This window comes from Streptococcus sp. D7B5, assembly GCF_029691405.1.
GTDB lineage: Bacteria > Bacillota > Bacilli > Lactobacillales > Streptococcaceae > Streptococcus.
This window is the reverse complement of the sequence record NZ_CP121467.1, coordinates 748,819-769,530: the sequence shown is the minus strand read 5'-3', so window position 1 is coordinate 769,530 and position 20,712 is coordinate 748,819. Positions and strand designations below refer to the sequence as shown.

General features: G+C 41.2%; 15 protein-coding genes and 1 pseudogene. 14 read left to right on the top strand and 2 right to left on the bottom strand.

The genetic code is table 11. From position 1 onward, the window contains the following. Window positions 1-245: 245 nt before the first annotated feature. The gene (locus P8P68_RS03730; protein ID WP_001051782.1) at window positions 246-416 is read right to left on the bottom strand and encodes a DUF3042 family protein; all 171 of its coding nucleotides are present in this window, start codon (window positions 414-416) and stop codon (window positions 246-248) included. Window positions 417-536: 120 nt separating this feature from the next. On the opposite strand from P8P68_RS03730, the gene miaA reads away from it, so the two are divergent. From miaA to bgaA, 9 genes and pseudogenes are all read left to right on the top strand, one after another. Continuing rightward, window positions 537-1,421, top strand: coding sequence for a tRNA (adenosine(37)-N6)-dimethylallyltransferase MiaA (gene miaA / locus P8P68_RS03725; RefSeq protein ID WP_278276201.1), 885 nt, complete (start codon window positions 537-539; stop codon window positions 1,419-1,421). Continuing rightward, window positions 1,414-2,652, top strand: a complete 1,239-nt coding sequence (hflX, locus tag P8P68_RS03720; protein ID WP_278276200.1) for a GTPase HflX — start codon at window positions 1,414-1,416, stop codon at window positions 2,650-2,652. The genes miaA and hflX overlap by 8 nt, the downstream gene beginning before the upstream one ends. Beyond that, entirely contained in the window at window positions 2,645-3,268 is a 624-nt protein-coding gene (locus tag P8P68_RS03715; protein WP_278276199.1) for a cystathionine beta-lyase, read from the top strand. Before hflX ends, P8P68_RS03715 begins: the two co-directional genes overlap by 8 nt. Window positions 3,269-3,282: 14 nt before the next feature. Beyond that, window positions 3,283-4,212, top strand: a complete 930-nt coding sequence (rnz, locus tag P8P68_RS03710) for a ribonuclease Z (RefSeq protein WP_278276198.1) — start codon at window positions 3,283-3,285, stop codon at window positions 4,210-4,212. A 21-nt stretch (window positions 4,213-4,233) separates the two neighbouring features. Beyond that, the gene (locus P8P68_RS03705) at window positions 4,234-4,989 is read left to right on the top strand and encodes an SDR family oxidoreductase (protein ID WP_278276197.1); all 756 of its coding nucleotides are present in this window, start codon (window positions 4,234-4,236) and stop codon (window positions 4,987-4,989) included. 191 nt (window positions 4,990-5,180) lie between these two features. Next, window positions 5,181-6,245: an ankyrin repeat domain-containing protein gene (locus P8P68_RS03700; RefSeq protein ID WP_278276196.1), complete on the top strand. Its 1,065-nt coding sequence runs from the start codon at window positions 5,181-5,183 to the stop codon at window positions 6,243-6,245. Window positions 6,246-6,289: 44 nt separating this feature from the next. Further along, window positions 6,290-6,877, top strand: coding sequence for an SMI1/KNR4 family protein (locus tag P8P68_RS03695; RefSeq protein WP_278276298.1), 588 nt, complete (start codon window positions 6,290-6,292; stop codon window positions 6,875-6,877). Between the two features lie 279 nt (window positions 6,878-7,156). Next, window positions 7,157-7,633, top strand: a pseudogene (locus P8P68_RS03690) (alpha amylase N-terminal ig-like domain-containing protein); the annotation flags it as partial. 435 nt (window positions 7,634-8,068) lie between these two features. Next, window positions 8,069-15,307: an LPXTG-anchored adhesin/beta-galactosidase BgaA gene (bgaA, locus tag P8P68_RS03685; protein WP_278276195.1), complete on the top strand. Its 7,239-nt coding sequence runs from the start codon at window positions 8,069-8,071 to the stop codon at window positions 15,305-15,307. A gap of 253 nt (window positions 15,308-15,560) precedes the next feature. Here the strand turns inward: bgaA and P8P68_RS03680 are convergent, their stop codons facing one another. Then, window positions 15,561-15,920, bottom strand: a complete 360-nt coding sequence (locus P8P68_RS03680; RefSeq protein ID WP_278276194.1) for a DUF3397 domain-containing protein — start codon at window positions 15,918-15,920, stop codon at window positions 15,561-15,563. Between the two features lie 91 nt (window positions 15,921-16,011). Here P8P68_RS03680 and P8P68_RS03675 point away from each other — a divergent pair, with 91 nt between their 5' ends. The 5 genes from P8P68_RS03675 to P8P68_RS03655 are packed head-to-tail and all read left to right on the top strand — an operon-like array spanning window position 16,012 to window position 20,710. Further along, window positions 16,012-16,941: a TIGR01212 family radical SAM protein gene (locus P8P68_RS03675; protein WP_278276193.1), complete on the top strand. Its 930-nt coding sequence runs from the start codon at window positions 16,012-16,014 to the stop codon at window positions 16,939-16,941. Window positions 16,942-16,943: 2 nt separating this feature from the next. Then, complete coding sequence (locus P8P68_RS03670) at window positions 16,944-17,501, top strand: class I SAM-dependent methyltransferase (protein WP_278276192.1); 558 nt, start codon at window positions 16,944-16,946, stop codon at window positions 17,499-17,501. Continuing rightward, entirely contained in the window at window positions 17,494-17,748 is a 255-nt protein-coding gene (locus tag P8P68_RS03665; protein WP_000361099.1) for a hypothetical protein, read from the top strand. The genes P8P68_RS03670 and P8P68_RS03665 overlap by 8 nt, the downstream gene beginning before the upstream one ends. Before the next feature lie 11 nt (window positions 17,749-17,759). Further along, window positions 17,760-19,814, top strand: a complete 2,055-nt coding sequence (locus P8P68_RS03660) for a sodium:proton antiporter (protein WP_278276191.1) — start codon at window positions 17,760-17,762, stop codon at window positions 19,812-19,814. Between the two features lie 35 nt (window positions 19,815-19,849). Continuing rightward, complete coding sequence (locus P8P68_RS03655; RefSeq protein WP_268705038.1) at window positions 19,850-20,710, top strand: YihY/virulence factor BrkB family protein; 861 nt, start codon at window positions 19,850-19,852, stop codon at window positions 20,708-20,710. The last annotated feature ends 2 nt before the right edge of the window (window positions 20,711-20,712 follow it).

Sequence of the window (20,712 nt, the reverse complement as noted above, 5' to 3'; positions counted from 1 at the left end):
GTAGCAAACATATTTAATTTACACCTCAATCATGAAATTTTCTGTCTAACTTTCGTAATATAGATTCATACTTTATTTATCAATTCGATTTCTACTTTTTAATTATAAAGTATGGGTTAAAAGTCGTCGAAATCAAAAAACACATAGTATCAGTTTTTTGAATACCTGATACTATGTGTTTTATTGTGGAAATATTTATTGGGCATTCTCCTCAAATTAAGTTTATCCCCAACTTCTTTTGTTGCTTAATGTGATACGCGGCGGCGAGCTGCTTTTTTGCGGTTTTCTTCGATGAAAGCTGCTTTTTGCTCTTCTGGCTCAATCACTTTCTTTTTAATTGCGTATACTGCACCTGCAACGGCAGCGACAGTTCCTGCGACACCTGTTACAAGACCTTTAGCGAATCCTTTAGCCATGAGTCTTCCTCCTTTATCTTCCCGATCAGTCAGGCTCCTCAAGTGGTAGCATTTTTCTGACTGACCTTTTTGTGATATAATAATAGTAACGAAAAAATGGAAATTTTTCAAGGAAAAAAGATGAAAACAAAAATAATTGTGATTGTTGGACCGACTGCTGTTGGGAAGACAGCCCTTGCTATTGAAGTGGCCAAGCGCTTTGGTGGAGAGGTGGTCAGTGGTGACAGTCAGCAAGTATACAGAGGGTTGGATATTGGGACGGCCAAGGCTAGCTCAGAGGAGCAAGCTTCTGTTCCTCATCATTTGATTGATGTCAGAGAGGTGACCGAGTCTTACTCGGCTTTTGATTTTGTTTCAGAAGCTAAGAAGGCTATTGAGGATATTCAAAGCCGTGGCAAGTTAGCCATTATCGCTGGTGGAACTGGACTTTATATCCAGAGCTTGCTGGAAGGCTATCATCTAGGTGGGGAAACACCTCATGAGGAGATTGTAGCTTATCGGGCTAGTTTGGAGCCTTATTCAGATGAGGAATTAGTCCATTTGCTGGAGCAAGCAGGTCTTGAAATTCCCCAGTTTAATCGTCGTCGTGCCATGCGCGCCTTGGAGATTGCCCATTTTGGTCAGGATTTGAAAAATCAGGAAAGTCCTTATGAAGCTTTGATTATCTGCTTGGATGATGAACGCAGTCAGCTTTATGAACGTATCAACCGTCGAGTAGATCTGATGTTTGAGGCTGGACTTTTGGATGAGGCTAAGTGGCTCTTTGACCATTATCCAGATGTGCAGGCAGCCAAAGGCATTGGCTACAAGGAACTCTTTCCTTATTTCCGTGGGGAGCAAACTCTTGAGGAAGCCAGCGATAGTCTCAAACAGGCAACCCGCCGTTTTGCTAAGCGTCAGTTGACCTGGTTCCGTAATCGCATGCAGGTGACCTTTTATCAGATAGGAGAGCCTGGAGTTCAAAACCGCATTTTAAGCCAGATTGAGGAGTTTTTAAATGATTGAAACGGAGAAAAAAGAGGAACGTGTCCTACTCATCGGTGTGGAATTGCAGGGCATGGACAATTTTGACCTCTCCATGGAAGAATTGGCCAGTCTGGCTAAGACTGCTGGAGCAGTCGTAGTAGGTAGTTACAGGCAAAAACGTGAAAAATATGATTCCAAAACTTTTGTTGGCTCTGGTAAGTTGGAAGAGATTGCGCGGATGGTGGATGCAGAAGAAATTACCACAGTCATTGTCAATAACCGCTTAACTCCACGGCAAAATGTCAATCTAGAAGAAGTCTTAGGTGTCAAGGTCATTGACCGTATGCAGTTGATTTTGGATATCTTTGCTATGAGAGCTCGAAGCCATGAAGGTAAGCTACAAGTTCATCTTGCACAACTCAAGTATCTCTTGCCTCGCTTGGTTGGTCAAGGAATCATGCTCAGTCGTCAGGCTGGGGGAATTGGTTCCCGTGGACCTGGTGAAAGCCAGCTGGAACTGAATCGTCGTAGTGTTCGCAACCAAATCACAGACATTGAACGTCAGCTCAAGGTCGTTGAGAAAAATCGAGCAACAGTTAGAGAAAAGCGTCTGGAGTCAAGCACCTTTAAGATTGGTTTGATTGGTTACACCAATGCTGGGAAATCAACCATCATGAACACCTTAACCAGTAAGACCCAGTATGAAGCAGATGAATTATTTGCGACCCTGGATGCGACGACTAAGAGTATCCATCTTGGGGGCAATCTACAGGTTACCTTGACTGATACTGTTGGGTTTATCCAAGATTTGCCTACTGAGTTGGTGTCAAGTTTTAAGTCAACCTTGGAAGAAAGCAAGCATGTGGATCTTCTGGTTCATGTCATTGATGCCAGCAATCCTTATCACGAGGAGCATGAAAAAACGGTTCTTTCTATCATGAAAGACTTGGACATGGAGGATATTCCTCGCTTGACCCTTTATAATAAAGCGGATTTGCTGGAGGATTTCACACCTACTCAAACGCCTTATGCATTGATTTCTGCTAAGTCTAAAGATAGTCGAGAACAGTTGCAGGCTTTATTGCTAGATAAGATTAAGGAAATTTTTGAATCCTTTACTCTACGGGTGCCTTTTTCTAAGTCCTACAAGATTCATGATTTGGAAAGTGTAGCGATTTTGGAAGAACGTGATTATCAGGAGGATGGCGAAGTCATTACAGGCTACATTTCCGAGAAAAATAAATGGAGGTTAGAGGAATTTTATGACTGATATTAAAACCTTAGCTCTAAAGTATGGAGGCTATACAAGTCTGGATAAGGTTTATCTGGATCAACTTCTAGCTGGCAAAACAGAGCAAGAGCATTTGACTCTCATCACCCCTCCACCTAGTGTCGTCAATGCCTACTTTGCAGAACTCTACCAGAAAAAGAGTCCTGAAGCTGCGACGGATTATTTTGCAGAACTCAGTCAGGAACTGAATCTCTACAATGCTGAGCCAAGTTTCACCTTTGAAAATAAGCCTTTTATCCGTCTGAACCTGTCGGGTAAATCTTTTGGATTTTGCTATGAGAGTGAGGGACTGGGGCGGATTTTCTCAGAAGCTGAGGAAGTAATCACAGCTGACTTGCTTTTTGAAATTGCGCAAATTTTCCCCCATCAACTCGTCTTTGAAGAGTCTGGCAAGATTTACATGAAAGCTGTCGGAGATGAAGAAGTTGTTAGTGTGGAAAGTCTTACAGTTTTGACAGACCTGGAAACCTTAGCAGATGGTCGTAAGCGTCTCAAAGGTTACAGCCAAGAGGATTTACTACAAGAAGCTAGAGCTTTTTCTGGCAAGCTTTATTATCGCTCGGAAAACCGCACAGCTATGTTATATTTTGATTAATTAGAAAGTATCGAATGGATATTCAATTTTTAGGAACGGGGGCTGGTCAGCCCTCCAAAGCCCGCAACGTTTCAAGCCTCGCCCTCAAACTCTTGGACGAGATTAACGAAGTCTGGCTCTTTGACTGTGGTGAAGGAACGCAAAATCGCATTCTGGAAACTACGATTCGACCACGTAAGGTCAGCAAAATCTTTATTACCCACCTACATGGAGACCACATTTTTGGCTTGCCAGGTTTTCTTTCTAGCCGTGCCTTTCAGGCCAATGAAGAACAGACAGATTTGGAAATCTATGGACCGCAAGGAATCAAGTCATTTGTCTTAACCAGCCTACGTGTGTCAGGTTCACGCCTGCCCTATAAGATTCATTTTCATGAGTTCGACCAAGATTCTCTAGGGAAAATTCTTGAAACAGATAAATTCACGGTGTATGCGGAAGAGTTGGATCACACTATTTTCTGTGTGGGTTATCGTGTCATGCAAAAGGACCTTGAAGGAACCTTGGATGCTGAAAAGCTTAAGGCTGCTGGTGTCCCATTTGGCCCACTTTTTGGAAAGATCAAAAACGGTCAGGATGTTGTTCTCGAAGATGGGACTCAAATCAAGGCAGCAGACTATATCTCAGCTCCCCGTCCAGGTAAGATTATCACCATTCTGGGTGACACCCGTAAAACCAATGCTAGTGTGCGTTTAGCTGTCAATGCCGATGTCCTTGTCCATGAGTCGACTTATGGCAAGGGAGATGAAAAAATTGCTCGCAATCACGGTCACTCAACCAATATGCAGGCAGCACAAGTAGCAGCAGAAGCCAGTGCCAAGCGCCTCTTGCTCAATCATATCAGTGCTCGTTTCCTTTCAAAAGATATCAGCCAGCTTAAGAAAGATGCAGCTAGTATTTTTGAGAATGTCCATGTGGTTAAAGACTTGGAAGAAGTGGAAATTTAAGTGCCACAGAAAGGAAGAAATATGCGAACCATTCTCATTACAGGTGCTAGCGGTGGCTTAGCTCAAGAAATAGTCAAACTTTTGCCAGATGACCAACTCATTTTGCTAGGTAGAAATAAGGAAAAACTAGCCCAACTCTACGGAAACCATACCCATGTGGAATGGATTGAAATCGACATTACCGATGACTCGGCCCTAGAAACTCTGGTAGCTGACCTCTATCTCCGTTATGGTAAGATTGATGTCTTGATTAATAATGCTGGCTATGGAATTTTTGAAGAATTTGACCAGATTTCTGATCAAAACATTCACCAGATGTTCGAGGTCAATACCTTTGCTCTGATGAATCTGTCTCGTCGCATTGGGTGTCGAATGAAGGAAAGTCGAAAAGGCCATATCATCAATATCGTCAGCATGGCTGGCTTGATTGCAACAGCTAAGTCTAGCCTCTATTCAGCGACCAAGTTTGCGGCCATTGGTTTTTCAAATGCTCTTCGCCTTGAGCTCATGCCCTATGGTGTCTATGTGACAACTGTTAATCCAGGACCTATCCGTACAGGATTTTTTGACCAGGCAGACCCAGATGGGACCTACCTCAAATCGGTTGACCGCTTCCTACTGGAGCCAGATGCTGTCGCGCAAAAAATTGTTAAGGCCATCGGAAAAAACAAACGCGAGCTCAATCTCCCAGCCTTGTTAAATTTAGCCCATAAGTTTTATACCCTCTTTCCCAAGCTAGCTGATAAGTTGGCAGGAGAAACTTTTAATTATAAGTAAAAAAGCTATTCCTTTAAGGAATAGCTTTTTTGATTTAATTTCTTGAAAGAAGAGTGTTTTAAAGTTCAAAACCAAGCTTATTCGTGACTATTCATAGCTTTTAGGGTATAATACAAATAAAAGAGATTAAGAAGATACTTAGAGTATAATCTAGGTACAAAAAGATAGAATCATGGATACAGGAGAAAAAAATGGCAAAGAAAAGAGTTACCTTACCCAAGGACTTTAATGAACTACTAACTGATGGCAATATTGACCAATTAAAGGCCGTATATGATAAGTGTGAGTTAACTGCCCATGATGGTAGATATAGCTTAAGTACGGCTCTCCATTTCGGTGGTGTACCTGATGAACTGGTTATCTGGCTGGTAGAAAAGGGCTTAGATATCAATACCCCTGATTATTATGGAGCAACTCCTTTGTATCGTCAGGCAACCATGGGAAGAGATACTGTAAAACTATTGCTCGAATTGGGTGCAGACATTGAAAAAACCAATACTTATGGCAATACACCCTTGCATGTGGCTGCTGAGTTTTTTCATCCTAAGACCGTTGCACTTCTCATAGAAAAGGGAGCAAATGTTAACCCTAAAAATGATAGGGGACAGACCCCACTAGACTCCGTACTCACTGTCTGTCGAGGAATCTATATTGCCCAAACAGCTGAAATTGCCTCTATGCTGCTGGATGCAGGTGCTAAGAAAACATCTGCTATGAAAGAAAAGGTTGAAAATATTGGTAAGGATTTTGAATTTCATAGAGAAGGGATCAATCCCGACTATCTAGAAGCAGCAGATCAGGGTCTAGAAAAACTTTATACTTTGTTTAATGTCAAGCCAGTAGCCAAACGAATAACTCATGATGGAGTTTCTCCGATTCTTGTAAAAGAAGGTAGTTGGGAGGAGCAATATGAGGAACTATGGTCTTTCTTGATTCCTTCAAGTGGGGCAGCCAAAACTGTTCAGGGAGAAGTTATCCGTATACCAGGTCGAGTCCGAGATGAACTGGATCGCAATGGTGGGGTCAACTGGGACAGGGACTATAGAAGAATGCTTCAAGCTCTTCCCCAATACTTGTCTCTAGGAAGCTCTCTTTCAGAACAAGAATTGGAAGAGACTAAAGAGCTTATTGCTCAAGTTCATGGGAAAGATTTTGATGACGAGCCTCGTCTAGACCGTCTATGTCAGTTAGCTATTGATTGGATTAAGCAAAATCCTAACCCAATTGACTTAAAAGAACCAAGTTATAAGAGGTAAAAGGGATTTGAAGCTAGTTAGAATAAAGAAGTCATGGTGAAATGATGCAAGTAATTGACCAAGTTAAAAAAATAGAAACTTATATTTGTGAGTATTTTGAAGACTGGGATTTGGATGATCCTGTAGAGGAAGGATATCTGGAAGATTATCAGGACATTTCTGGTGCTTCCGAGGAAGAGCTTCAAGCCTTTGAGAAAATATTTGGTATTCGTCTACCTAGTGACTTCAAAGAGCTTTATAGCTACAAAAATGGGAGTAAATACCTCTCTATTTTACCTTGTGTAATTGATCAGAGAGATTTGACTTTTTCTCTCATGAGTCTACAGGAAATTGAGACTTGTAAAAAGTACTTTCAAAATAGAGATGCTCTGTTAACCGAATTTCCCGACTATTTTTCTAGTCAAGACCTAGAAAACATGCATGATCATAGAATTAAGCCTTATCTTTTTAATAAAAAATGGCTTCCTTTTGCTCAGTATTGTGACTCTTGTTATCTTATGCTGGATTTTGATCCAGACCAGGAGGGGCAGGAAGGGCAGATTATTTGCTATATCCATGATCCAGACCAGGTGATCTATGCGGCTAAAAGCCTTACAAATCTGATTGAAGGGATAATGGATGAGATCGTATAAACGGACAAATGTACCAAGTTCAAAATATAACAGATAACATTTGTTTAATCTTCCTGTACGACAGAGGATTAAAAGAACTTGCCCTTTGTCAGATTGACTAGGCTGTGAGGCTGAATTTGGGAGCTTTTTATTGATAGGTACTATTCTACAGTATCTATTTTGAGCTGTTTTCTTGTCAAATTTGACCAAGTATTGCAAATCGAATCTTAAAATAGTATACTAGTTCTATCGTTTATGAAAACGTTTGCGTTTTTGCTGCTGCTGATTATTTAGGAGACAATACATGGATTAACAGCCATTTATCATAGACCAGAATCAGAGTATGCTTATCTTTACAAAGAAGGTCAGCTACATATCTGAATTAGAACGAAGAAAAATGATGTCCAGAAGGTTATCTTACACTATGGAGATCCCTTTATTTTCATTGAGGATAAGTATGAAGCCAAGAAAGAAATGACCAAAGTAACCTCAGATGCTCTATTTGACTATTGGCAGGTTACGGTATCGGTTGATTTTGCACGGATTCAGTATCTCTTTGAGCTCCTTGATGAGGAAGGTCAGAGTGTTTTTTACGGTGATAAGGGTTGCGTAGAACATACTCAAGAAAACTTGGATGCTGATGGAAACGGCTTTAAGCTTCCTTATAATCACGAAATCGACGGATGTCAGGTTCCTAGTTGGGTTTCAAATACCGTTTGGTACCAGATTTTCCCAGAACGCTTTGCTAATGGAAATCCTCATTTGACGTCAGATGGTACCTACCTCAAGTCTGTTGACCGCTTTCTTTTAGAACCAGATGCAGTGGCTAGAAAGATTGTCAAAACCATAGGAAAAAACAAACGGGAACTCAATCTCCCAGTTTTGTTGAACCTAGCCCATAAGTTTTATACCCTCTTTCCCAAGTTAGCTGATAAGTTGGCAGGGGGAATCTTTAATTATAAAAAAAGTTCCTTACAAAAGGAACTTTTTTTATAATATTGAACTGAGTGTCAAAAAATGTTTGTTTTTGTTCTAAATCTACATTCACATTTTTTGAATCTTCTACAAATTTTAGAAAAAACAATCAAAAATATGATTTTTTGTGTTTAGGGTATTGAAATTTCCTATATTATTTTATAAAATAAGGATAAAAGGCTATGAAAAAGTAATGCGCTTACAAAGAAATGGAAGCGGTTACTAAAGGAGGATTTTATGGAAAAAGGCTTTTGGAATCGTAAAAGAGTATACAGTATTCGTAAGTTTGCTGTAGGAGCTTGCTCTGTCATGATTGGAACCTGTGCTGTTCTATTTGGAGGAAGTGTTGTTGGAGAATCACCAGTTTTTGCCGATGAAACTCCCATTGCGCACACTGTAGAACAAGCAAAAGAGGAAAGTCCAGCAGTGGAGGAAAAACAGGATCAAGCAGTAGTAGAGAATAACGAGGCTGTAAGTGTCGATCAAAGTCAAGCTGCTCAAATTGAAGCAAGCAAACAAGAGGTGAAAGAAGATGAACCTGTAGCTCCAAAAGAGGAGAAAGCATCTCTAAAACCTGAAGAAACAGCTCCAAAGGTAGAATCTCAAGCTTCAAGTCAAGAAAAGCCTGTCAAGGAAGATTTGAAAGCTGCAACAAATGAAGAAGTGAATCAAATGATTGAAGATAGAAAAGTGAATTTTAATCAAAATTGGCACTTTAAACTCAATGCGAACTCTAAAGAAGCTGTGAAACCAGATGCAGATGTTTCGTCATGGCAAAAATTGGATCTACCACACGACTGGAGTATCTTTAACGACTTTGACCATCAATCACCTGCCCAAAACGAAGGTGGACAGCTCAATGGTGGTGAAGCTTGGTATCGTAAGACCTTTAAACTTGATGAAAAAGACCTTAAGAAAAATGTTCGTGTGACCTTTGATGGGGTCTACATGGATTCTCAAGTCTATGTCAATGGCCAGTTAGTGGGACATTATCCAAACGGTTATAACCAGTTCTCATACGATATTACCAAATACCTTCACAAAGATGGTCGTGAGAATGTGATTGCTGTCCATGCAATTAACAAACAACCAAGTAGCCGTTGGTATTCAGGTAGCGGTATCTACCGTGATGTGACATTGCAAGTGACAGATAAGGTTCATGTTGAGAAAAATGGTACAACCATCTTAACACCAAAACTAGAACAACAGCAACATGGCAAGGTTGAAACGCATGTGACCAGCAAAATCGTCAATACAGACGATAAAGACCATGAACTTGTAGCAGAGTATCAAATCGTTGAACGTGGTGGTCAGGCTGTAACAGGCTTGGTTCGTACAGCGAGTCGTACCTTGAAAGCACATGAATCAACAAGTCTTGATGCTATTTTAGAAGTTGAACAACCAAAACTCTGGACAGTTTTAAATGACAAACCAGCCTTGTACGAATTGATTACGCGTGTTTACCGTGATGGTCAATTGGTGGATGCTAAGAAGGATCTGTTTGGTTACCGTTACTATCACTGGACGCCAAATGAAGGCTTCTCTTTGAATGGTGAACGCATTAAATTCCATGGTGTTTCCTTGCACCATGACCACGGAGCTCTTGGAGCAGAAGAAAACTATAAGGCAGAATACCGTCGTCTCAAACAAATGAAGGAGATGGGGGTCAACTCCATCCGTACAACCCACAACCCTGCTAGTGAGCAAACCTTGCAAATCGCTGCAGAACTTGGTTTGCTGGTTCAGGAAGAGGCCTTTGATACTTGGTATGGTGGTAAGAAACCTTATGACTACGGACGTTTCTTTGAAAAAGATGCCACTCACCCAGAAGCTCGAAAAGGTGAAAAATGGTCTGACTACGATCTTCGTACCATGGTCGAAAGAGGCAAAAACAACCCTGCTATCTTCATGTGGTCAATTGGTAATGAAATCGGTGAAGCTAATGGTGATGCCCACTCTCTAGCAACTGTTAAACGTTTGGTCAAAGTTATCAAGGATGTTGATAAGACTCGTTACGTTACCATGGGTGCAGATAAGTTCCGTTTCGGTAATGGTAGTGGTGGACATGAGAAAATTGCTGATGAACTGGATGCGGTTGGATTCAACTATTCTGAAGACAACTACAAGAAACTTCGTGCGAAACATCCAAACTGGTTGATTTACGGTTCTGAGACATCTTCAGCTACCCGTACACGTGGAAGTTACTATCGCCCTGAACAGGAATTGAAACATAGTAACGGACCTGAGCGTCATTACGAACAGTCCGATTATGGAAATGACCGTGTTGGTTGGGGTAAAACTGCAACCGCTTCATGGACTTTTGACCGTGACAATGCTGGTTACGCAGGACAATTTATCTGGACTGGTACAGACTATATCGGGGAGCCTACACCATGGCACAACCAAAACCATACACCAGTTAAGAGTTCTTACTTTGGTATTGTAGATACAGCGGGTATTCCAAAACATGACTTCTACCTCTACCAAAGCCAATGGGTTTCTGTCAAGAAGAAACCAATGGTTCATCTTCTTCCTCACTGGAACTGGGAAAATAGAGACTTGGCCTCTAAAGTAGAAGATGCACAAGGAAAGATTCCAGTTCGTGCTTATTCTAACGCTGCAAGTGTTGAATTGTTCTTGAACGGTCAATCTCTCGGAGTTAAGACCTTCAACAAAAAACAAACTAGCGATGGACGAACTTACCAAGAGGGTGCCAATGCCAAGGAACTCTACCTTGAGTGGAAGGTTGCTTACCAACCAGGTACTTTAGAAGCTGTAGCTCGCGATGAAACTGGTAAAGAAATTGCACGTGACAAGATTACCACTGCAGGTCAACCAGCAGGTGTTCGTCTCATCAAGGAAGAACACGCAATCGCTGCAGATGGAAAAGACTTGACTTACATCTACTACGAAATCGTAGACAGCCAAGGGAATGTAGTTCCAACTGCTAATAATCTGGTTCGCTTCCAATTGCATGGCCAAGGTCAATTGGTCGGTGTAGATAATGGGGAACAAGCCAGCCGTGAACGTTATAAGGCACAAGCAGATGGTTCTTGGATTCGCAGAGCCTTTAACGGTAAAGGGGTTGCCATTGTCAAATCAACTGAACAAGCAGGTAAATTCACCCTTACTGCCCACTCTGATCTCTTGAAATCTAGTCAAGTGACGGTCTTTACTGGTAAAAAAGAAGGTCAAGAAAAGACTGTTCTCGGAACAGAAGTACCAAAAGTACGTACTGTTATTGAGAAAGAGCCAAAAATGCCGAAGACAGTCGGTTTTATCTACAGTGATGGCAGTCGTGAAAAACGTCCAGTAACTTGGTCTTCAGTTGATGTGAGCCAAGCAGGAGTTGTGACTGTTAAAGGTATGGCAGACGGACGCGAAGTTGAGGCTCGTGTCGAAATTCTAGCAATTGCAAATGAGCTTCCAACTGTTAAGCGTGTTGCTCCAGGAACAGACTTGAGCGCTGTTGACAAATACGTTTCTATTGCTGTTACGGATGGAAGCGTCCAAGAATACGAAGTTGATAAGTGGGAGATTGCGGAAGCAGATAAAGCTAAACTGTCAGTTGCAGGATCACGTATTCCAATGACTGGCCAACTGGGTGGTGAGACTATTCACGCTACCCTTGTAGTAAAAGACGGTGATGTTGCAGCACCTGTAACACCAAATGTAACTGTAGGTGGCGAATCTGTCACTGGTCTTACTACTCAAAATCCAATGCAATATCGAACTCTTGCTTACGGTGCATCCTTGCCAGAAGTTGTAGCAAGTGCTGAAAATGCGGATGTTACTGTAGTCCAAGCAAGTGCAGCAAACGGCATGCGCGCAAGCATCTATGTTCAACCAAAAGATGGTGGCCCTCTTCAAACCTATGCAATTCAATTCCTTGAAGAAGCACCAAAAATTGACCACTTGAGCTTGCAAGTAGAGCAAGCTGACGGTCTTAAAGAAGACCAAACAGTGAAATTGTCTGTACTCGCTCACTATCAAGACGGAACACAAGCAGTTTTACCAGCTGATAAAGTAACCTTCTCTACAAGTGGTGAAGGGGAAGTCGCAGTTCGTAAAGGAATGCTTGAGTTACATAAGCCAGGAGCAGTCACTCTGAAAGCGGAATATGAGGGAGCTAAAGGCCAAGTTGAACTCACTATCCAGGCCAATACTGAGACGAAGGTTGCGCAATCTATCCGTCCAGTAAATGTAGTGACAGACTTGCATCAAGAACCTACTCTTCCAACAACAGTAACTGTTGAGTATGACAAAGGTTTCCCTAAAACTCATAAAGTCATTTGGCAAGCTATTCCGAAAGAAAAACTAGACTCCTATCAAACCTTTGAAGTTCTAGGTAAAGTTGAAGGAATTGACCTTGAGGCGCGTGCTAAAGTCTCTGTAGAAGGTATCGTTTCAGTTGAAGAAGTCAGTGTGACAACACCAATCGCAGAAGCGCCACAATTACCAGAAAGTGTTCGTACTTACGATTCAAATGGTCACGTTTCATCAGCTAAGGTTACTTGGGATACGATTCGTTCAGAGCAATACGCCAAGGAAGGTGTCTTTACAGTTAATGGTCGCCTAGAAGGTACGCAATTAACAACTAAACTTCATGTTCGCGTATCTGCTCAAACTGAGCAAGGAGCAAATATTTCTGACCAATGGACAGGTTCAGAATTGCCACTTGCCTTTGCTTCAGACTCAAATCCAAGCGATCCTGTTTCAAATGTCAACGATAAATTGATTTCCTTTAATGACCGACCAGCCAACCGTTGGACAAACTGGAATCGTACTAATCCAGAAGCTTCAGTCGGTGTCCTATTCGGAGATTCAGGTATCTTGAGCAAACGTTCTGTTGATAATCTAAGTGTCGGATTCCACGAAGACCACGGAGTTGGTGTACCTAAGTCTTATGTGATTGAGTATTATGTTGGTAAGACTGTTCCAACAGCTCCTAAAAATCCTAGCTTTGTAGGTGAGGAAAACCATGTCTTTAACGATCCTGCAAACTGGAAAGAGGTAAGCAATCTCAAAGCACCAGCTCAATTAAAAGCTGGAGAAATGAATCATTTCAGTTTTGATAAAGTTGATACCTATGCGGTTCGCATTCGTATGGTTCGACTTGATAGCAAGAAAGGAACATCTATCACAGAGGTACAAATCTTTGCGAAACAAGTCGCAGCAGCCAAACAAGGACAAACGAGAATCCAAGTTGACGGTAAAGACTTAGCAAACTTCAACCCTGATTTGACAGACTACTATCTTGAGTCTGTAGATGGAAAAGTTCCTACAGCAACAGCAAGTGTTAGCAACAATGGTCTTGCGACGGTTGTTCCAAGCGTTCGTGAAGGTGAGCCAGTTCGTGTCATCGCGAAAGCTGAAAATGGTGACATCTTAGGAGAATACCGTCTACATTTCACTAAGGACAAAGACTTACTTTCTCGTAAACCTCTTGCTGCGGTTAAACAAGCACGTTTGGTACAAGTAGGTCAACCACTTGAATTGCCAACTAAGGTTCCGGTTTACTTCACAGGTAAAGATGGCTATGAAACAAAAGACTTGGCAGTTGAATGGGAAGAAGTTCCAGCAGAAAATCTGACAAAAGCAGGTCAATTTACAGTTCGAGGTCGTGTCCTTGGTAGTGACCTCGTTGCGGAATTCTCTGTACGAGTGACAGACAAACTTGGTGAGGCTCTCTCAGAAAACCCTAACTATGATGAAAATAGTAACCAAGCCTTTGCCTCAGCAACTAATGATATTGACGACAGTTCTCATGACCGTGTTGACTATATCAATGATAGAGATCATTCTGAAAATCGTCGTTGGACAAACTGGTCTCCAACACCATCTTCTAATCCAGAAGTATCAGCGGGTGTGATCTTCCGTGAAAATGGTAAGATTGTAGAACGGACTGTTGCTCAAGCTAAACTTCACTTCTTTGCAGATAGTGGTACGGATGCACCATCTAAACTCGTATTGGAACGCTATGTCGGTCCAGAGTTTGAAGTGCCAACCTACTATTCAAACTACCAAGCCTACGACGCAGACCATCCATTCAACAATCCAGAAAATTGGGAAGCTGTTCCTTATCGTGCGGATAAAGACATTGAAGCCGGTGATGAAATTAACGTTACCTTTAAAGCTGTCAAAGCCAAAGCCATGAGATGGCGTATGGAGCGCAAAGCGGATAAGAAGGGTGTTGCGATAATTGAGATGACCTTCCTTGCTCCAAGCGAATTGCCTCAAGAAAGCACTCAATCGAAGATTCTTGTAGATGGAAAAGAACTTCCTGATTTCGATGAAAACCGCCAAGACTATCAAGTAACCTACAGCGGACAACGTCCAAAAGTTTCAGTTGAGGAAACAGACCAAGTGGCTTCAACAGTTGTAGATAGCGGGGACGATAGCCTTCCAGTACTTGTTCGTCTTGTTTCAGAAAGTGGAAAACAAGTCAAGGAATACCGTATCCAGTTGACCAAGGAAAAACCAGTTTCTGAGAAGACAGTTGCTGCTGTACAAGAAGAACTTCCAAAACTCGAATTTGTTGAAAACGATTTGGCCTATAAGACAGTTGAGAAAAAGGATTCAACGCTGTATCTAGGAGAAATTCGTGTAGAACAAGAAGGAAAAGTTGGTAAAGAACGTATCTTTACAGCGATTAATCCTGATGGAAGTAAAAAAGAAAAACTTCGGGAAGTGGTAGAGGCTCCGACAGACCGCATTGTCTTGGTCGGAACAAAACCAGGAACCTCTCTTCCAGAAGACGAAGTGAAGAACCTAGTCCTTAACAGACCAGAACTTGTAGTTGAAGAAGAAACCATCGACTTCAAGGTTCAGGAGCGTAAGACTGATAAGTTGTACCTAGGAGAAACTCGTGTTGTCCAAGAAGGTCAAAAAGGTATCCGTCTTCACTTGATTGAATTGGAAAATGGAAAACGTCAGCTTAAAGAAACTTACGATAAAGTCGCTGTTCAAGATCGTATAGTAGAAGTTGGTACTAAACCAGGAACTTCTCTTCCAGAAGATGAAGTGAAAAATCTCGTTCTTAATCTTCCAGAGCTTATCTCAGAAGAAGAAATCATTGATTTCAAAGTTCAGGAACAAAAGAATGACAAACTTCCAGCAGGTCAAACTCGCATCCTTCAAGAAGGAAGACAAGGTATCCGTGTTCACTTAATCGAAGTTGAAAATGGTAAGCGAACTGAAAAAGAAAGCTATGATAAAGTTATAGCTCAGGATCGCATCGTCGAAGTCGGTACAGCTGGTGAAACGACCAAACCAGTACCTCAAGAAGCAACAAAACCACAAGTATCAGAAAAAGCAGATACAAAAGAAATTGCTTCAAGTAAAGCTAATCAAGCTCAAAAAGAGCAGTTGCCAAATACAGGAAGTGCAGAAAGTCAAGCAGCTCTAGCAGCAGGCCTAGCTCTTCTCGGTTTGGGGGCAGGATTAGTCGCCACTAAAGGCAAAAAAGAAGATTAGAGTTTAGTATTTTTAGGCTGTAGAATGCCTTATAGCTTAAAAGAGGCTGAGACAAAAAGATTTTGATTTTAGGAATTCTTTATTATAAATTTTTAAATCGATAGATTAGACAAAAAAGCGAACAATACAGCACTCTGAGTGTCAGATAACTGATTTTGTTCGCTTTTTGTATTTAAGGTTAGATTTTTGTCTCAGTCTCTTTTTAAGTATAGGAGTAAAAGAAAAACCCGGTAATTAAATACAGGGTCAGTGATCATTTTACCATCATCAATTCGACAATCATAGCTATGTAGATAATCAGGGTAAGGAGAAAACCTGCTCTCCAGAAGAATTTGATAAATTTAGGGTAGTAAAAACTTCTTTTTTTGAGGAGGAAAAAGACAACTAGGAGGATTGCTAGGAGAGAAAGTGCGACACCAAGTCGCGGTAGAAAGTTGTGGGTAAAGGTTTTAGCAGTAATCAGATAGTACTCAAATACCAAAAGTGGAAAAGCTAGATCCGCGAAATTAAATCCTATTTTCCTAAGTCCGAAAAGCTTGGTGACAATAAAGCAAACAACCAAGGTTAAAATCAATAATAAAATAGATGCTATTTTCATTAAAATCATACCCATATTGTATCATAAAAAATCACTAAAGGAAACGAGAAACAGAGGATTTTATGGCAAAGGCAGGCTTTTGAGATTGTTAGTGATTTTTGTTATAATGAAAGTTATGAAATCTTATAATACCTTGAATGATTATTATCGAAAACTCTTTGGAGAAAAGACTTTTAAAGTTCCTATTGATGCGGGGTTTGACTGTCCTAATCGGGATGGAACTGTGGCTCATGGGGGCTGTACCTTTTGTACGGTTTCGGGTTCTGGAGATGCCATTGTAGCACCAGATGCCCCTATCCGTGAGCAATTTTATAAGGAAATCGACTTTATGCATCGCAAGTGGCCAGATGTTAAAAAGTATCTGGTTTATTTTCAAAACTTTACCAATACCCATGAAAAGGTGGAAGTGATTCGGGAGCGTTATGAACAAGCCATCAACGAACCTGGTGTAGTGGGAATCAATATCGGAACACGTCCAGACTGTTTACCCGATGAAACCATCGAATATTTGGCTGAGTTGTCAGAACGAATGCATGTGACGGTAGAATTGGGCTTGCAGACTACATATGAGACAACCTCTGACCTGATTAACCGTGCCCATTCTTATGAATTGTATGTTGAAACAGTAAAACGCTTGAGGAAATATCCCAAGATTGAGATTGTTTCCCATTTGATCAATGGTCTGCCCGGTGAGACTCATGAGATGATGATTGAAAATGTCCGCCGCTGTGTTACGGATAATGATATTCAAGGAATTAAACTGCACTTGCTCCATCTTATGACCAATACACGTATGCAAAGAGATTACCACGAAGGACGCTTGCAACTGATGAGTCAGGATGAGTATGTCAAGGTTATCTGTGACCAACTGGAAATCATTCCTAAGCATATCGTCATCCACCGAATCACGGGAGATGCGCCTAGAGATATGCTGATTGGTCCCATGTGGAGTCTCAATAAATGGGAAGTGCTAAATGCTATTGAAACTGAGATGCGCCGTCGTGGAAGTATGCAAGGCTGTAAAACAGGAGTTTAAAAATGAAAAGACCACTTGAGATGGCACATGAATTTTTGGCTGAAGTTGTGACAAAAAAGGATATCGTAGTGGATGCGACCATGGGGAATGGACATGACACGCTTTTTTTAGCCAAGCTAGCCAAGCAAGTCTATGCCTTTGATATTCAGGAGCAAGCTTTGGAGAAAACCCAAGACCGTTTAAATGAAGCTGGTTTAGAAAATGTCCAGTTGATTTTGCAAGGACATGAGACACTTGACCAGTTTGTGACAGAAGCTAAGGCAGGGATTTTTAATCTGGGTTATTTACCTTCTGCTGACAAATCCGTCATCACCAAACCTCAGACTACCATGGAAGCACTTGAAAAGCTCTGTCATTTGCTTGTCAAGGGTGGACGGATTGCCATTATGATTTATTATGGTCATGAGGGAGGAGACACCGAGAGGGATGCTGTGTTGGATTTTGTTAGCCAGTTGAACCAACAAGAGTATACAGCTGCCATTTATCGGACTCTCAACCAAGTTAACAATCCACCATTTTTAGTTATGATTGAAAAATTAGAAAGGTATAGACATGGATAAACAATACCTTCGTGAGAAATTAGAGGCCATGCGCCAAAATTTTGTCGAGTCAACGCAGCATGAGCGAGCGGTAGGAGTACTCGACGAAGAGCATATGAGTAAGAAAATGCTCAAAATCAAGAAAAAGTTAGTGGCTCTTGAAATGGAACGGTGCCAGAAAAAAATTGAGCACAAAGATTGTTCCAAGATTGATCAGAAAATCCAAGAGCAGAAGGAGATATTTGAATCTTGCTGTAAAAAAGACTAAGGAGGAATTGCGTGGAATTACTCATTTACCTGATTCTATTTTTATTTGTCTTAATTGTTTCCAGTACGACTAATAAACTCTTGCCTTTTTTGCCCCTTCCCCTAGTACAAATCCTTTTGGGAATTGGCATTGGTCTCTTTTTGCCAAATACTGACTTTCATCTCAATACCGAGCTGTTTTTGGCAGTTGTTATTGGTCCCCTACTCTTTCGTGAAGCTCAAGAAGCAGATATTACATCTGTTTTAAAACACTGGCGTATCATTGTTTATTTAATTTTTCCAGTGATTTTCATCTCTACCCTGAGTTTGGGATCCTTGGCTCATTTCCTTTGGATGACACTTCCTTTAGCTGCCTGCGTGGCTGTTGGGGCAGCGCTTGGTCCGACGGATTTAGTTGCTTTTGCTTCTCTGTCTGAGCGTTTTAGTTTCCCAAAGCGGGTATCCAATATCCTCAAAGGAGAAGGACTTTTAAATGATGCTTCTGGCTTGGTTGCCTTTCGGGTGGCTCTGGCTGCATGGACAACAGGCGCTTTTTCCCTCAGTCAGGCTGGAACTTCCCTAGCGCTTTCTATCCTTGGTGGTTTTGCGGTCGGTTTTGTGACGGCAATGATCAATCGTTTCCTACATACATTTTTACTGAGTGTGCGAGCGACGGATATAGCGAGTGAACTTTTACTTGAACTGAGTTTGCCTCTTATGACCTTTTTTATCGCCGAAGAAATACATGTTTCAGGGATTATCGCAGTTGTAGTTGCAGGGATTTTGAAGGCCAGTCGTTTCAAGAAAATTACACTCCTCGAAGCCCAAGTAGATACCGTTACTGATACTGTTTGGCATACCGTGACCTTTATGCTCAATGGTTCTGTCTTTGTCATTTTGGGAATGGAATTGGAAATGATAGCAGAACCTATCCTGACCAATCCCCTTTATAATCCCCTACTCTTATTGGTATCGGTTGTTTTACTGACACTTTTACTTTTTGCCATTCGCTTTGTCATGATTTATGGCTTCTATATTTGGAGAACTCGACGGCTTAAGAAAAATCTTCGTAATTACATGAAGGATATGTTTCTTTTGACCTTCTCTGGTGTAAAAGGAACAGTCTCTATTGCAACTATTCTTCTCATACCTAGTAATCTAGAGCAGGAGTATCCCCTCTTACTTTTCCTTGTAGCAGGTGTCACGCTATTAAGCTTTCTAACAGGTCTCTTAGTTCTTCCCCACCTTTCCGAGGAGCAAGAAAAAACCAAGGATTACCTCATGCACATTGCAATTTTAAATGAGGTCACAGGAGAGTTAGAAAAAGAATTGGAAGGGCATAAGAACAAACTACCCCTTTATGCGGCTATTGATAATTATCACGGTCGAATTGAAAACCTAATTCTTAGTCAAGAAAATAGAAGCGCCCAAGAGGACTGGGAGGCTTTAAAACTCCTCATCTTGAGTATCGAAAGCGATGGTTTGGAGCAGGCTTACGAGGAAGGGAAAATCGGTGAGCGTGGTTATCAAGTTTACCAACGCTATTTGAAAAATATGGAACAGAGCATCAATCGCAAGGTGGCTTCCCGCCTAACATATTACTTCCTTGTATCCCTCCGTATCTTGCGTTTTGTCCTGCATGAATTGCTGACCTTTGGCCAGACCTTCCGTAGTTGGAATGACAAGGAGCAACGTCGCCTTCGAGCCATTGATTATGATCAAATATCCGAACTTTATCTGGAGAATACGGAGTTGATTATCGAAAGTTTGGAAAACCTAAAAGGAATCTACAAGAGTAGTCTGATCAGCTTTATGCAGGAGTCTCGCTTGCGTGAAACAGCTATTATCGGTAGTGGGGCCTTTGTCGAACGTGTTATTACTCGTATCAAACCTAACAATATCGATGAAATGCTAAGAGGTTACTACCTAGAACGTAAGTTAATCTTTGAATACGAAGAGAAGAAATTGATTACGACCAAGTATGCCAAGAAATTACGGCAAAATGTCAACAATCTTGAAAATTATTCTCTAAAAGAAGCCGCAAATACCCTACCCTATGATATGATGGAATTAGTCAGAAGAAATTAGTTTAGAAAATCAAAGTGTATTAGGAGGATCGCAACATGAAAAAGTGGTGGAAAGAGCTGATGGAACGGCCCTTGTTGAAAGCTTTTTTACATTTTTATCAAGCTTCCGATAGTGAACTGACCAGTGTTGCGGTTGCCTACTATTGGTTGATTTCAATCTTTCCTTTGCTGATGATAGTGGTCAATATTTTGCCCTACTTTCAAATTCCGATTTCAAATTTTTTGCTCACCATCAAGGAATTTGTACCAGATACAGTCTATGATGTGGTCGCAAAGATTGTCCGAGAAGTCCTGACTCAACCATCGACTGGTTTGCTGAGTTTTGCAGTCTTATCTGCTCTTTGGACCTTCTCTAAATCGATGGATTTTCTCCAAAAGGCTTTTAATAAGGCATATGGAGTGGCCAAGAGCCGAGGAATTATCTCCCATCAATTGATGAGTTTACTCGTCAGCTTTGGCTTGCAAATTCTTTTTGCCTTAGCCTTATTTTTGAGTATGTTTGGACGTATGTTGCTCAACCTCCTCAAAACTTACTGGCAATCAGACAGTCCTTTCTTTGATTATCTACAGGACTTTACAGGCCCTTTGATTTATGCCTTGCTCTTTGCAATCTTGGTCATGCTCTACTATTTCCTTCCAAACGTTAGAGTCCCTCGTATTCGCTACGTTTTTCCTGGTAGTATCTTCGTTTTGCTGACTCTTGTCTTTCTGTTGAATATCTTTTCTGTCTATTTCAATAACTATGTCAATCATCTGGTCGATGTTCGATTCTTCAGTTCCATTATTGTGGTAGTCATGATGTTCTGGTTTATTCTCATCGCAAAGATTTTAATTATCGGAGCAGTTATCAATGCCAGTGTGCAGAGTTTGAAGGATCCAAAGTTTAGTATGGAATAATT